Raw genomic sequence first — 13,011 nt, 5'->3', positions numbered from 1 at the left:
CCGCTGATGCTAAATGCCTGGATTCAGGCGGCTTCCGCAACGGCCGTGCATCCACAGCCCGAGCGCCCGCACGAACCCAGGGACGAGCCGTTGCTGCATTTCCGGCGTGGGGCGCGGCGCTGGCTCCAGATCAGGCCCGCGACACCTACCCCGATGAGGGCGAACCCGACAGGCTCGAGCCACGACAGGCCGACCAGAAAGGTGCCGCTGCCCAGGACTCCAGCGGCGATGAGCAGCGGGGCCAGGCAACAACCCACGCACAGCAGCGCTCCGGCACCGATCGAAGCCCACCATCGCCACGCGATGTTCTCAGCAGCCACAGCCGCCTCCCTCCCCGTTGGCCGTGGTGGCGCTGCCGGAGTCGAACGGCACCGGACACGCTGGGGACTCGCTACAGGCCAGCAGATCCTCGCACCCGGCAGCCAAGGCCGCGCGCAGGGTGTCACGGACCTCGGTGAGTTCGGCCAGCTTCGCATCGACCTCGGCAAGCTTGTCGGTCACGCGGGCACGCAGCCCTGCGTCGGTGCGGCGTCGCGAGATGACGCGGGTTCCCGCGAGCAGCTCAGCGACCTCGTCGAGGGTGAATCCGAGCCGTTGCGCGGCCTTGATCACCCGCAACACCGTGACAGCGTCCTCGGGATAGAGCCGGTGCCCGCCCAGCGTGCGGGCCGGTTCGGTGAGCAGGCCCCGACGCTCGTAGTAGCGCAGGGTCTGGGCGTTCACCCCGGCCGCCGCGGCGAGCTCACTGGTTCGTAACGCGCTCATCGCCCACCTCCGATCGCGGTCTGCGCGCGAGCGGCGAACGCATCGAGCACCTCGACATAGGCCGAGGGAACATCGACGCCCATCACCAGGTGCTCTCCGGCCTCGGCGAAGTCGAAGGTGAAGAACGAGCAACAGCTCGACTCCTGCCCGGCCAGTTCCCGCGCCAGCGCATCAGCGGCGGGGTCGACCAGCAGTTCCAGCCGTGTCGGGCCCGCGCGGCGCAGGTCGTGGGTCGAGTCGGTGAAGAATCGGTCGAACTCGGCGATGCGGATCGGCTGCTGCACGGTCGGCAGGGTGCAGGCATCGGGCACCCATCCCTCGGTGCCTGGCGAGATCGTCATGATTCGACGGTAAGCCTGTACCCCGGTACAGGATGCAACCTCAGCCATGCGCGCCGAACCACCTCCACGACCGAAGTCCCCACCTGCAACATCTGTCACGACCGTACCGCTGGCGCGGTCAGAACTAGCCAGATCTTGCCCGAGATGCCGGGAACCTTGTCTAAGGCCGCATCGTCCAACCTGACATGAGCCCCGAAGACCGTGACGCGTTGATCGAGGCCGACCCCGACGACATAGCCTTCCAAAACCGCATGGCGCAGGTAGAACGAGGTCTGAAACTCCTTCGCCAGCGTTGGCACCCAACCAGAGTCGCGCGTGAACCTGACGATCGCCAGAACATCTCGCGCCGAACGTGATCCGGATATCGAACTCGCGACAGAAGGCCCGGGGCGGCACCGCGATCAGGTCGCAGGCCACTCACAGCGCGATCGAGAGCGCCAGCGACAGCGTCGAACTCGCGTCGGCTCAGCCGAGTCTCGGGTCAGTCGGTCGAAGATGGCGCCGGTATCCAGGCCGACCGGTAGGGTGCCGAAGACGTCGCCGCGATCGCGGCCGAGCCGGGTTCGGGTGAAACCTGCGGTCAATCCGGCATCGGCGATGATGGGGAAACTTCGGGCGAATGCCGTCGCTCTCGGACCAGGACGTCTCGGTCGACGAAGGGTGCGGTCGGCGGTCTGCTCGGATCCACGGCCGCACGTAGCGAGCGGCCGGTGACGTGTAGTCCGTCAGCGAGGTCGTGCAGACCTGTCGGTTCGGCGACGACGGACTCCCACGGGTACCGATCGCGGGTTCGGTCGAGGAACTCGATCGCGCGGGTGAGATGATGGGGCTCGTAGTTGTGCACGCCGGTGATGACGTGCCAATTGCGCACGATGTTCTCCGGGACGACCTCGATCGGCGGGCTGGGTGTGACCGATCCGGCCAACACCAATGTGCCGCCGATGTCCAAGCGCGACAGCGCATTCTGGATCGCGGTAGTCGCGCCGGAGAAGTCGATGGCGAGGTCGACCGCGTCGCCCTGGTCTGGCTGTGCCCCGAATTCCGTGGCCGCGCTTTGCCGGTGCGTGTCGATGTCGTCGACGTACACCCGCGCGCCCGCGTCGGCGCAGACCGCCGCGGCGGTGACCCCGAGCATGCCCGCTCCGCAGATCAGGACCCGCTCTGCCGGAGCGCCGGCGGCCTCGATCGCCGCCATCACGGTGGCCGTGGCGCAGGCGGCCGGGGCCGCTACCGAATCGGGCAGCGCTGTCGGCACCGCGACGATAGTGGTGCCGGCGGGCAGCAACGCGTAGTCGGCGTAGCCGCCCGACAGTGGCCAGGGTCCGTCGAGGGGTTCGTGCCCGAATTTGCGCACCGTGAGGCATTTTGCGGTGCGGCCGGATCGGCAGCGGTGGCAGTTCCCGCAGCTGACGGTGACCGACCAGACGACGCGGTCACCGAGGACGGCGGAGCTGCCCGCGCCGATTGCCACGACCTCGCCGACGGACTCGTGTCCCAGGATCGAGGGGCAGGGCGCGGGCCTGCGGCCAGCGACGGTGTGCAGGTCGCTGCCGCAGATGGTGGCCAGGCGGATCCGGACCAGGGTTTCCCCGGCACCGGGCTGCGGAATCGGTATCTGCTGGAGTTCGATTCCGCGACCGGTCCAGACGGCTGCGGTGGCTAGGCGAGGAGGGAACGGATCCACCCGGAGAGCCTTTCGATGGTGTAGACGATGACGAAGATGACGAGCACGATCGCGCCCGCGACGTCGAACTGCAGCGTGCGGATGGACTCGAACAGTAGGAAGCCGATACCACCGGCGCCGACGATCCCGAGGATCGTCGAGGTGCGGATGTTGACGTCGAGCAGATACAGGCCGGATCCGACCAGCGCGGGCATGGCCTGCGGCAGTACCGCGGCGAACAGGGTCTTCCACCAGCCGGCGCCGACCGCGCGGGCGGCCTCGACGGGACCGGGGTCGATCTCTTCGATCGCGTCGGAGACGAGTTTGCCCAGGAAGCCGATCGATCCCACGGCGAGCGCGCAGGTTCCGGCGATCGGGCCGAGCCCGATCGCGGCCACGAACACGACCGCGAGGATCAGTTCGGGCACCGCACGCACCACCAGGATCCAGGCGCGGGCAAGCCAGTAGATCCAGGCGGCGGGTGCGGTGTTGCGGGCGGCCAGGATGCCCAGCGGTATCGACAGCGTGGCGCCGATCGCGGTAGCGACGATGCCGATTGCGACGGTCTGCGCGGCGCCGTGGAAGAGGGCAGCGCCCAGCGCACCGAAATCGGGCGGGACGAGTCGGCCGAATACCTCGATCGACGGTCCGACCCAGGTCAGCAGCGCCCACGGGGAAATGTCGAGGACGATCAGCGAGCCGATCGTCGCACCGATGACGGTGCCCGCAAACAGGATTCGGGCAGCACGATCACGAACCGGGCCTGCGTCACCCGGGGTCAGCAGGGCGCGCCGGATGAGCACGGCCAGGATCTCCATGGCCGCGATCACCACCAGGATGACCCCGACGATCCCGAGCGCGTCGGGGTAGATCAGCCCGCGCAGTGCGTCCTGGAGCGCGAAGCCGATGCCGCCGGCGCCGACGAAACCGAGGACGACCGACGTGCGCAAGTTGATGTCGACGCGGTAGACGAACGTGCCGATCCACGCGGGCACCACCTGCGGAGTGACCGCGTTGACCATCTCGCGGAGGTATCCGCCACCGGCGCTGCGGACGGCTTCGCGCGGTCCGGGATCGGTTTCCTCGATCGCGGCGGCGAAGAGTTTGGCCAGCATGCCGATGGAATGCAGTGCCAGGGCGAGGATTCCGGGCAGCACACCGATCCCGAGCGCCCGCACGAGCAACACCGCGAACAGCAGGTCCGGCATGGCGCGGCAGAAGGTGATCACCGCACCCGCGGCCGAGGCCACCACGGGGTGGGGCGTGGTGTTGCGGGCCGCGAGGAACGCCAGTGGCACCGAGGCGATCGCGGCGAGCACTGTGCCCAGCACCGCCATCAGCAGGGTCTCGAGCGCGAGTGCCCAGATGTGGGCGGGTTCGTCGAGACGGGGCGGGAGCATGCGTTCCAGTAGTGCGAGCACATCGTCGATGCCGTCGAGCAGCGCCCCGGGGGCGAACTCGATCGACCAGGCCGCCAGCAGGGTCGCGACGACACCCACGCCCGCTAGGGCGGCGAGCAAACCAGCGCGCGCTCGCCGGTCCGGTGTCGGCGAAGTGGTGGTGCGGCGCGGCAGCAGCGCGGTCATGACGAACCCGCCGGTGCTGCTTCGGTTCCTGTCGGGTCGACCCGCTGATAGATCGCCATGACCTCACCGCGGTCCAAGCCGAGGACGGGCCGGTCGAACACCTTGCACCCGTTGCGCAGGCCGACGAGCCGGTGCGCCCAGCCCATGGCCAGATCGACCTGGTGCAAAGTGCAGATCACAGTCAGCTTCTGCTCGACGCAGACCTGGAACAGCAGATCCATGACGACAGCGGCATTCTCGGGGTCCAGCGATGCCACCGGTTCGTCGGCCAGCAGGATGCTGGGCCGCTGCATCAGGGTGCGGGCGATGGCCACGCGCTGCTGCTGTCCCCCCGACAGGGTGTCGGCGCGGCGGTGCGCGAAATCGGCCAGCCCGACTCGGTCCAGGTGCTCGAACGCCTCGTCGCGCAGGGTTCGCGGGTAGGTGAGCGCGCCGTAGCGAGGAATCGACAGGCGGCCGAGCCCACCGATCAGGACGTTGTCCAGGCAGCTGATCCGGCCGACGAGATTGAAATGCTGGAACACGAAACCCACCTGCCGCCGCAGCCGGCGCAGGTCACGGCCGGATGCGCGATGGACATCAGTACCCGCGACGGTGACCGTGCCGCTGGTCACCGGGTGCAGACCGTTGAGGCAACGCAGCAGCGTGGACTTGCCCGAGCCGGACAGGCCGAGCAGCACGAGCAGTTCGCTGCGGTGAACGTCGAGGCTGATGTCGTCGAGCGCGAGGGTGTCACCGAAACGTTTGGTGACACCGCGGACGGCGACGGCGATGTCGTCGCCGGCCACGGCGGCAGGGGAGGTCATCGGATCAGCCCTTGCACTTCTTGGAGCCGGTGATCTGACAGACCCGGCGCACGCCGTCGTAGTCGGCGTCGGCCGCGGCCACGACCCCCCACGCTCGTTCGTCGGTGATCCGGCATTCGCCGGTGCAGTATCCGGCGGCCTTCAAGCTGTCGGCGTTGGCCTTCTCGGTGAACAGTGTCCGCAGCTTGTCGATGGCCGCGGTGCCGAGCTTGTTGCTGGCGGCGAAGACCGAGCCGGCGATCATCTCCGACTTCCACACCGTCTTGAGCTGGCCCGGCTTCAGATCGCCTTTGTCGATCATGGTCTTGTCGACCATGGTGTCGAAGGCGAACCCGGCGTCGCAGTCGCCGGAGGCGATCGACAGGGCCGAGGCGTCGTGGCCGCCGGCATAGATCGGTGTGACCCCGGCCGCGATGTCGGCTTCGGACCCGGACTTGATCACCTTGGCATCGATCAAGCCCGCGGAGGGATAGAGGAATCCCGAGGTGGAGCTGGGATCGACGAAACAGACCTTCTTGCCGGCGAAGTCGGCCAGCCCGTTGATCGCGGTGTTGTTCGAACGGGTCAGGCCGTAGGACTGGTAACCGGGCTTGCCGCCGGCTTGTTTGACCACCGCGCCGAGCGGGCTGATCTGTGCCTTGTTGATGCCGGCGACCACGTAGGCGAAGGGGCCGAAGAAGGCGAGGTCGACTTTGCCCGCGATGATGCCCTCCACGACACCGGCGTAGTCGGAGGCCTGGACGAACTCGACCTCCGCACCCGTCTCGTGCTCGAGCATGGCGATCAGCGGGTCATAGCTGGCTTTGAGATCGGTGGAGTTCTCGGCGGGCACCGCGGCCAGGGTGAGTTTCGAGGGAAAGCCCTTTTCGTTGGTGACGGTCGAGTCGGAGCCGGAGCATCCGCTCATCACCAGTGCCAGGCCGGTGACGGCGGCAGCGACCGTGAGGGCCGAGCGGCGGAAGTGTTGTTTCATGGCGGTGCAGTCCTTTTCGGTGGATCTGGTCATCGGGACAACAGGGCAGGCAGGTCGGCGACCGACGGCAGGATGTGGGTGGCTCCGGCGGCACGCAGGGTTTGCGCGTCGTGGGCGCCGGTGCGGACGCCGACCACGGTCGCCGCGCCGGCTCGGCAGCCCGACTCCATGTCGCCCGCGGTGTCGCCGACCACGACGACGCCGCCGACACCGGCCGCCCCGGTGCGCATGACGGCGGTGAACACGAGGTCAGGAAAGGGCCGTCCTCGCACATCGGCAGTGGGTGCCAGCGCCAGATCCACCAGCTGGTGCCAGCCCAGCGCGTCGAGCAGTCGCTGCTGGGTCGCCGCGCTGAAGCCGGTGGTCAACACCACGCGTAAACCCTGCGCACGGAGCTGCGCGAGCGCTTCGGTCGCGCCAGGTATCGGTGTGACACCGGCGCTGATGCGCTCGTCGTAGGCGCGTTCGAACGCCGCGTTGGCCTCCTCGGCCCGCGCGCCGAACAGGGCCCGGAAGACGGTGATCTTGGACTGGCCCATGGTCTCGAGGACATATCGGCGAGCGGACGCCCGCTCGGGACCTTCAGTGGGGAGGCCGACCGCGGTGGCCGCGACGTCGAAGGCCGCCACGACCGAGCCGCCGTCGGTGACGGTCGTGCCGGCCATGTCGAGGACGACCAGTTCGATCGGCCCGCTTGCTACCTGCGCGGGCTCGCCGATGCCGGGAAGTGGTGTGTTGTCTAGCACGCGAACAACTCTCAGCCTTGGTATATACCAACAACCGGATTGCGGTTGTACAGCAGGTGAACGCGCCGCAAATCTTGGTATATACCAAGATTTGATAGGGTGGATCCATGACCGCGACCGCCGAACCACGGGTCCTCAAGCACCAGGCCCTCCGTGCACAGCTCGAGACGTTGCTCGACGGGATGTCGGTCGGTGATCCCTTCCCCGCCGAGCGCGAACTCGCTGAGCGGTACAACGTTTCGCGCGAAACGGTTCGTCAGGCGCTACGCGCGGTGCTGCTCGAAGGCCGGATCGAACGACGCGGCCGCACCACGGTGGTTGCCCAGTCCAAAGTGGTGCAGCCACTCATGATCGGCTCCTACACCGAAGCCGCACTGGCTGACGGCCGCAGCGCGAGCCGCATCCTGGTCGGACTCACCCAACACACCGCCGACGCCGAATTGGCCGCGGCGCTGCGCATCGCGCCGGGAGCCCCGATCGCCCAACTCGAGCGCGTCCTCACCACCGACGGCTACCGGGTCGGCCTCGAAACCACCCGCCTCCCCGCGGACCGCTACCCGGGCATGCTCGACAACTTCGACCACACCTCGTCGCTGTATGCGGCGATCATGGCCCGCGGCATCGACTTCGAGCGCACCGAAGAAACCATCGACACCACCCTGCCCGACGCGCGAGAAGCCGCACTGCTCACCGTCGACGCCCGGACGCCGATGTTCCTGCTGAACCGGATCTCCTACGACCAGAACGACATCCCGATCGAGCACCGACGATCGCTCTACCGCGGCGACCGGATGACCTTCACCACCACGCTGCGGGCAGGCTGACTCCACTCGATTACCGAGATCGAGACCGAGCAGGCGTCACACAATCGCCGGGGCGCCGCGTAGTCGCCGAATCTCGGACCGAGCGTGTTGCACGGCAGCCGATTCCTCGCCTTCGCCTGCTACCTGGGCGCTCGCAAGATCCTGCGCGAGGCCGCGGGCAGCTGCGAGGACATGCTTCTCGCGTCGCCGGGATGTGCCGGCCTGGCGACCGCGCAGCGCGGCGCGTCGGTCCTGCCGGCGGTCGCCGTGCTCGCCGGCGACGGCCGCCAACTCCAGTTCGGTGATGGTGCCGTTGGCGACTTCGGGGGCGAGTACCGCGTGCAGGAAGCCGCGTTCGCGGCGGGCGCCCCAGCGGATGGCGAGGGTCAGCAGGATCACGCTCACGACGGTGATGGTCAGCATGAGCAGGATGGCGGCGATTTCGTTGCCTGAGACGATTGCGGCGACCGAGTCCCACACGCCGTGCACGACGACGGCGGCGAGCATCAGCGCGAGGCCGCGGCCGACCCGCCGCGGTTGCGCGACGGTACCGATGAGGTAGATGAGTCCGGCCGCGAACAATGCCGTGTAGAGGGCGTGCGAGGCGATGCCGGTCACCGCACGCATGGCGAAGGTGTGCAGCACGCTGCCGACCTGGTCGTCGCCGAAGTGGGCGTAGGCGCTGTTCTGGCCGTAGAGGACGTCCTCGAGCACCTGGAATCCCAGGCCGATGTAGGCACCGACGATCAGGCCGTCGTACACGGTCCGGATGACCACCGGTGCCAGGCCGAGCAGCAGCAGGAAGATCGCGCCCTTCGCGGACTCCTCGACGAACGGCGCGGTCAGGCCTGCCTTCCAATCGGTGGCCCACACCTGGCCGAAGATCTTGGTGTAGATGTCCATGAGCGCACCGTTGCCGGGTAGGGCCACCACCCAGGTGGCGATGAAGCCGCCACCGGCGAATGCGACCAGCGCCAGCCCGGCCGGGGTTCCCTCGAACTTGTCGGCGTGAGGCAGATAGGCCAGGAACAACAGACAGAACAGGGCGGCGCAGACGGCGGCTGCGGTGTTCGCCGCGGCGAACACCCCCGCCGTCGGTGCGGCCATGTCGTAGAACTTCTTGGCACCGACGACGACCAGTGCGACGTAGATCCAGAAGCACGCGTTGCGGGGTTGGATGAATCGGAACGGTGCCCCCCATCCGGAAGTCTCGATGGCGGTGCGGCGTGCCTCGGTCAGCTCGTCGGAGGCGGCGTTGAGGGTGGTGGTGCTCATCAGGCAGCGTCCTTCCCGGTGACGGCGAGCGAGTCGACCATGGCGTAGACCTCGTCGGACATCTCGGTCATCTGCTCGGCGGGTCCGACTACCTGGATCTCGATGCCGGTCCCGTTGGTGACGAAGGCGACGACGACTCCGACATTGCGGGCGGAGGAGAATCCTTGCGCGAGACCACGCAGCTCGCCTGCGGTCGACATCGCGATCGGCTCCCCCCGGACGTGGAAACCGTCGTCGTCGGCGGCTGCCGAGGCGATCCGCTCGATGTTTCCGAGGAGTTCGTCGGTCGTGCCCGCGAATTCGCTTTGTTGGACGAGGACCGCGACGCCGTTCTTGGCGAGGACGTCCTGGGCGCTCGCGACCTGACCGCTGCGTGTCACGTCGTCGGCCCGCAGACCCGAGTAGAGGCCCCAACCCTGCGGCACGACCATGGTGACGTTGGAGGTGACCTGGAGGACCTCGCCGGCGGCGGTCACGTCGTCCCACGCGGTGCGGTTGTCGATCCAGGGCAGCAGCCACGCCCACAGCGCGACGATGGCGAGCGCGACGGCGGCGTACGGGATCGATCGGCGGTCCACACCGAACCAGCGCTGGTCGACCGGGACTCGATGAGTTGCCATCAGCGGACCTGCTCTTCCTGGATCGGCCCGGCCGTGGGCTCGATGCGCCCGCGGCGCACGACGACCAGGCCCGCGATCACAACGTAGGCGAGGATGGCGGCGACCACCCCGGGGTAGCCGGCCTGGTCGACGACGATCGCCGTGCCGCTGAGAATCGAGAAGTCGAACAGGCCGTGCAGCACCGAGTTGACGGCGTTGGTGCCGGACGCTCGCCGGGTGAGGTAGAAGAAGTATCCGGCGAAGCTCACGATGATCGCCTGCGGGATGGCCTTGGCGCCGCCACTGCCGAGCGCATTGCCGATGTGGACGGCGCCGAACACCAGGCTCGACCAGAGAGCTACCTTGCCTTCGGTCAGCCCGTGCTGACGCAGAACGACGACGCCGATGCCGCGGAACATGCCCTCCTCGCCCCACCCGACGAGTTGGGTACCGACGAAGAGCGCGAAGACGAACCACAGGCCCTTGTCGAGCAGTCCGGCGTAGTCGATCGCGAGCAGGATGCAGACAGCCAGGATGATCGGCACCGCCCGGACCCAGCCTTGTGTCCGCTTCTCTTCGTGGAGAACCGGCCGGGTCCAGCCGAGCCAGGCGATCACACCGTAGGTGAACAACAGCGCAGCGCCGAGCGGCACCCACATGTTGACCACGACATCCCGGGCTGTCGTGTACCCGTCGCCGGAGTCGAACACCGCCTGAGCGAGCTTGCCGCCCAGCAGAATGATCGCCATATAGACGGCGACGACGGCGGCGAACCAGGCATACGACAGCCGGCGCGGTACTCCTACGTTGCTCATGGTGCGCAGAATATCGAGCGCAGGGGCCCACAGAGCGCTCGAACGGGCCCGCGACACGCGAATTCACCCAGGTGAAAAGCCGAATTGTCCACTGGAATGATGGCCGCTGTGGGTACTCCCTTCTATCCTGCGACCAAGTTCGCGGCGGGGCGCATTGCCGGCGGTGCGCTGACACGGCACACAGTGCTGTCCGAGGTCACTGCGCTCGGTCAGCCGGCAGTCGTCGTCGCGTGCGCCCCCGCCGGCTACGGAAAAACGACATTGTTGGCGCAATGGGCGACGCACACCGCACTGGAAGCGACGTGGGTTTCGCTCGAGGACGAGGACGACGACCCGCAGGGGCTGTGGTCGGCGATCCTCGCCGGTTTCCAGCACACGGCGCCCGCCGACTTCGGTGACCTCGTGCCGGGCGCGACCGGTTCGGTCCGCGGCGACGTCATGGTCCCGCTGATCAACCGCATCGCCGGCTGCGGCCGGCCCCGGATCCTGATCCTTGACGACCTCCATCGACTGGCCGGGGAGGACACCCTGGCCAGTCTCGACTGGTTCCTGCGGAACCTGCCGCTCGGGCTGACGGTCGCCATCAGCAGCCGGACACCGGTCGAGCTCCCCGCGCTGACCCGCCTGCGGGCGCACGGCGAGGTCACCGAGCTCACCGCCACCGACCTGCGATTCACCGAACAAGAGATCGCCGACATCGGCTCGGACCGGTACAACCTCACGCTCCTACCGGCGGACGCCGCGCGGATCGCGGAGCTGACCGGCGGCTGGCCCGCCGCGGTGTCGTTGGTGCAGGCGGCGATGGGGCGTGGGGCAACCCTCGACACCTTCGACGCCATCGACACGTCCGCATCGGCGGCGCAATCCGCGCTGTCGGCGCTGGTGACCGAGGGACTCGCCGGCAGCAGCACCGAGATCCGGGCGCACCTGCTCGACCTCTCGGTTCTGGAGCGATTCACCGAGCCGCTGGTCAGCGAGGTGACGGCGTCCGGCGGCGTCTGGCCCGCGCTGATGGGCGATGCCCGGCGCTCCGGCCTGGTCCTGCCGCTGGACGACGGCACCTGGTGGCGGATGCACCATCTGGTCCGGGAGGTGCTGCACGACGAACTCGGCCGGCGGGACCCGGATCGGCGTCGTCTCCTGCATGCGAAGGCAGCCCGCGCCTTCGAGGACCGCGACGACATCACCAGCACGGTTCGCCACCTGCTCGGCGCAGAGGACTATGTCGGTGTCGCAGGGGTGTTGTCCAACGTGCGCGGTAACTTCGCCGTGCCACGGCAAGCGCTTGGCATGGCGTGGCTCGATCGGATCCCGGAGAACGTGCGGGCACGCGATCCACGGCTCGGGTTCTGGGAAGCGTGGGCACGTGCCACCGCCGGCGACCGCGACGGACGCGACAGGGCCCTCGCCCGGGGCCGCGACGCAGCCGGCGCGAAACCTGTCGGGGACTTCCCTGACTGGGACGCGGCCGCGGACTTCGTGCTCTCCAGCGCCTGCTACGACAACGTCGACGGTGCGCTCGAGGCGGCGAACCGCTTCCTGGCACGGGAGACCGACCAGGCAGGGGTGCACACCGTGTTGGTGCGTGCCCGGCGCGGCACGATGCTGCACCTCGCCGGCCGCAATCACGAGGCACGCGACGAGCTCGACTCGCTCGTGACCGACGTCGCCGCACTGCCGCGGCCCCTGACTCTGCTGGTGCCGGCCTACCAGGCGATGGCAAGCCTCGAACTCGCAGACCTCGATGCCGCCGCCCGGCACGTCGCCGAAACCGAGCGCGCGCGGGTCGTCCACGATCTCGGTCCAGATCTCGTCTACCTCGTGTCGGCGCAACCCGCGGCTCGGCTCCGCACCGAGACCGGCTGTCCTGCCGAGGGTCTCGCGATCGCGACCGACGCGCTGGCCCGAGCACTGCCGAACTCCGACGCGGTGCTCCTCGTACCGCACTTGCTGGGGGAAATCGCCCGCGCCCAGATCGCGCTCGGGCGTCCGGAGCAGGCCGCCGTCGCGGTGACCCAGGCGCGGCATCTGATCGCCCAGGCGCCGGATCCCGGCGCGCTTCCTGCCCGCCTCGACGCGCTCGCCGGTGACCATGCTCGACCCGATCCGCGCACACTCAGCCAGCGTGAGCTCGAGGTGCTGATGCTCCTGCCGACCCCCTGGTCGGCCTCCGAAATCGCGGCCGAGCTGTTCATCTCGGTCAACACCGTGCGCTCACACATCAAGGCGATCCACCGCAAGCTCGGCGTGAGCAGCCGTGTTCAGGTCATCGCCGAGGCGCGGATGTTGGGTCTGCTCGATGAGGAGCAGAACGGCCTGCTCCCGAGTTCGCACTCGGACGCAACAACGCAGCGGGTCCGCCCTAGCCCTCATCCGGTCGAACCAAAACGCACTCGTCACCAATGAATACGTCTCGCTATCGCTACGTTCTGTCTCCCAATGAGATGAGCGATCGGACCCATGTCCGCCATGTCGACCGCAATCGGTGATCGACACTAGGTTCTGACCGACAAGCAGTCGGAGCTGCTGGAGTTGCTACTGAATCGCCCCGGCGGGTCGGGAGACTTCATCTTCTGAGGAAGGATGAAGTTCGTGAGTTCGAAAAAGTACCCGCCGGAACTGCGTGAGCGGGCCGTCCG

At 68.2% G+C, this 13,011-nt stretch carries 14 protein-coding genes; 2 read left to right on the top strand and 12 right to left on the bottom strand.

Features of this window, described 5'->3' with window-relative positions; all coding sequences use genetic code 11:
- Positions 1 to 23: 23 nt before the first annotated feature.
- The 9 genes from AB0H56_RS22760 to AB0H56_RS22720 all read right to left on the bottom strand — a co-directional run bounded on the left by AB0H56_RS22760 (position 24) and on the right by AB0H56_RS22720 (position 6,820).
- Positions 24 to 320 carry a hypothetical protein gene (locus AB0H56_RS22760; RefSeq protein ID WP_357166668.1) on the bottom strand — a complete coding sequence of 99 codons (297 nt, stop codon included), beginning with the start codon at positions 318 to 320 and terminating at the stop codon, positions 24 to 26.
- Positions 310 to 765, bottom strand: coding sequence for a MerR family transcriptional regulator (locus AB0H56_RS22755; RefSeq protein ID WP_357166665.1), 456 nt, complete (start codon positions 763 to 765; stop codon positions 310 to 312). The genes AB0H56_RS22760 and AB0H56_RS22755 overlap by 11 nt, the downstream gene beginning before the upstream one ends.
- Positions 762 to 1,106, bottom strand: a complete 345-nt coding sequence (locus tag AB0H56_RS22750; RefSeq protein WP_357166662.1) for a hypothetical protein — start codon at positions 1,104 to 1,106, stop codon at positions 762 to 764. The genes AB0H56_RS22755 and AB0H56_RS22750 overlap by 4 nt, the downstream gene beginning before the upstream one ends.
- Positions 1,107 to 1,201: 95 nt before the next feature.
- Entirely contained in the window at positions 1,202 to 1,405 is a 204-nt protein-coding gene (locus tag AB0H56_RS22745) for a hypothetical protein (protein WP_357166659.1), read from the bottom strand.
- Between the two features lie 281 nt (positions 1,406 to 1,686).
- The gene (locus AB0H56_RS22740; protein WP_357166656.1) at positions 1,687 to 2,790 is read right to left on the bottom strand and encodes a zinc-binding dehydrogenase; all 1,104 of its coding nucleotides are present in this window, start codon (positions 2,788 to 2,790) and stop codon (positions 1,687 to 1,689) included.
- Positions 2,766 to 4,355: a phosphonate ABC transporter, permease protein PhnE gene (gene phnE, locus AB0H56_RS22735; protein ID WP_357166653.1), complete on the bottom strand. Its 1,590-nt coding sequence runs from the start codon at positions 4,353 to 4,355 to the stop codon at positions 2,766 to 2,768. Before phnE ends, AB0H56_RS22740 begins: the two co-directional genes overlap by 25 nt.
- Positions 4,352 to 5,161: a phosphonate ABC transporter ATP-binding protein gene (gene phnC, locus AB0H56_RS22730; protein WP_357166650.1), complete on the bottom strand. Its 810-nt coding sequence runs from the start codon at positions 5,159 to 5,161 to the stop codon at positions 4,352 to 4,354. The genes phnE and phnC overlap by 4 nt, the downstream gene beginning before the upstream one ends.
- A gap of 4 nt (positions 5,162 to 5,165) precedes the next feature.
- Positions 5,166 to 6,134, bottom strand: coding sequence for a phosphate/phosphite/phosphonate ABC transporter substrate-binding protein (locus tag AB0H56_RS22725; RefSeq protein ID WP_357166647.1), 969 nt, complete (start codon positions 6,132 to 6,134; stop codon positions 5,166 to 5,168).
- A 29-nt stretch (positions 6,135 to 6,163) separates the two neighbouring features.
- Entirely contained in the window at positions 6,164 to 6,820 is a 657-nt protein-coding gene (locus tag AB0H56_RS22720; protein ID WP_357167135.1) for a phosphonatase-like hydrolase, read from the bottom strand.
- 167 nt (positions 6,821 to 6,987) lie between these two features.
- Between AB0H56_RS22720 and AB0H56_RS22715 the strand changes: the two genes are divergently transcribed.
- Entirely contained in the window at positions 6,988 to 7,704 is a 717-nt protein-coding gene (locus AB0H56_RS22715; protein WP_357166644.1) for a GntR family transcriptional regulator, read from the top strand.
- A gap of 36 nt (positions 7,705 to 7,740) precedes the next feature.
- Here the strand turns inward: AB0H56_RS22715 and AB0H56_RS22710 are convergent, their stop codons facing one another.
- From AB0H56_RS22710 to AB0H56_RS22700, 3 genes are read right to left on the bottom strand one after another with little or no spacing between them, the layout of a single operon-like run.
- Positions 7,741 to 8,958, bottom strand: coding sequence for a PrsW family intramembrane metalloprotease (locus AB0H56_RS22710; protein WP_357166641.1), 1,218 nt, complete (start codon positions 8,956 to 8,958; stop codon positions 7,741 to 7,743).
- The gene (locus AB0H56_RS22705; RefSeq protein ID WP_357166638.1) at positions 8,958 to 9,578 is read right to left on the bottom strand and encodes a hypothetical protein; all 621 of its coding nucleotides are present in this window, start codon (positions 9,576 to 9,578) and stop codon (positions 8,958 to 8,960) included. The genes AB0H56_RS22710 and AB0H56_RS22705 overlap by 1 nt, the downstream gene beginning before the upstream one ends.
- Positions 9,578 to 10,372, bottom strand: coding sequence for a CPBP family intramembrane glutamic endopeptidase (locus AB0H56_RS22700; RefSeq protein ID WP_357166635.1), 795 nt, complete (start codon positions 10,370 to 10,372; stop codon positions 9,578 to 9,580). The genes AB0H56_RS22705 and AB0H56_RS22700 overlap by 1 nt, the downstream gene beginning before the upstream one ends.
- Positions 10,373 to 10,480: 108 nt before the next feature.
- Here AB0H56_RS22700 and AB0H56_RS22695 point away from each other — a divergent pair, with 108 nt between their 5' ends.
- Positions 10,481 to 12,778: a LuxR C-terminal-related transcriptional regulator gene (locus tag AB0H56_RS22695; RefSeq protein ID WP_357166632.1), complete on the top strand. Its 2,298-nt coding sequence runs from the start codon at positions 10,481 to 10,483 to the stop codon at positions 12,776 to 12,778.
- The last annotated feature ends 233 nt before the right edge of the window (positions 12,779 to 13,011 follow it).

The organism is Nocardia sp. NPDC050717, assembly GCF_040654275.1.
Lineage (GTDB): Bacteria > Actinomycetota > Actinomycetes > Mycobacteriales > Mycobacteriaceae > Nocardia.
This window is presented reverse-complemented; position numbering and strand designations above follow the sequence as displayed.

What these genes read in the sequence shown, in the direction of transcription:
- AB0H56_RS22755 (WP_357166665.1), bottom strand. Translation starts at nt 765, where the DNA reads ATGAGCGCGTTACGAACCAGTGAGCTCGCCGCGGCGGCCGGGGTGAAC.
- AB0H56_RS22750 (WP_357166662.1), bottom strand. Translation starts at nt 1,106, where the DNA reads ATGACGATCTCGCCAGGCACCGAGGGATGGGTGCCCGATGCCTGCACC.
- phnE (WP_357166653.1), bottom strand. Translation starts at nt 4,355, where the DNA reads ATGACCGCGCTGCTGCCGCGCCGCACCACCACTTCGCCGACACCGGAC.
- phnC (WP_357166650.1), bottom strand. Translation starts at nt 5,161, where the DNA reads ATGACCTCCCCTGCCGCCGTGGCCGGCGACGACATCGCCGTCGCCGTC.
- AB0H56_RS22725 (WP_357166647.1), bottom strand. Translation starts at nt 6,134, where the DNA reads ATGAAACAACACTTCCGCCGCTCGGCCCTCACGGTCGCTGCCGCCGTC.
- AB0H56_RS22715 (WP_357166644.1), top strand. Translation starts at nt 6,988, where the DNA reads ATGACCGCGACCGCCGAACCACGGGTCCTCAAGCACCAGGCCCTCCGT.
- AB0H56_RS22710 (WP_357166641.1), bottom strand. Translation starts at nt 8,958, where the DNA reads ATGAGCACCACCACCCTCAACGCCGCCTCCGACGAGCTGACCGAGGCA.
- AB0H56_RS22705 (WP_357166638.1), bottom strand. Translation starts at nt 9,578, where the DNA reads ATGGCAACTCATCGAGTCCCGGTCGACCAGCGCTGGTTCGGTGTGGAC.
- AB0H56_RS22700 (WP_357166635.1), bottom strand. Translation starts at nt 10,372, where the DNA reads ATGAGCAACGTAGGAGTACCGCGCCGGCTGTCGTATGCCTGGTTCGCC.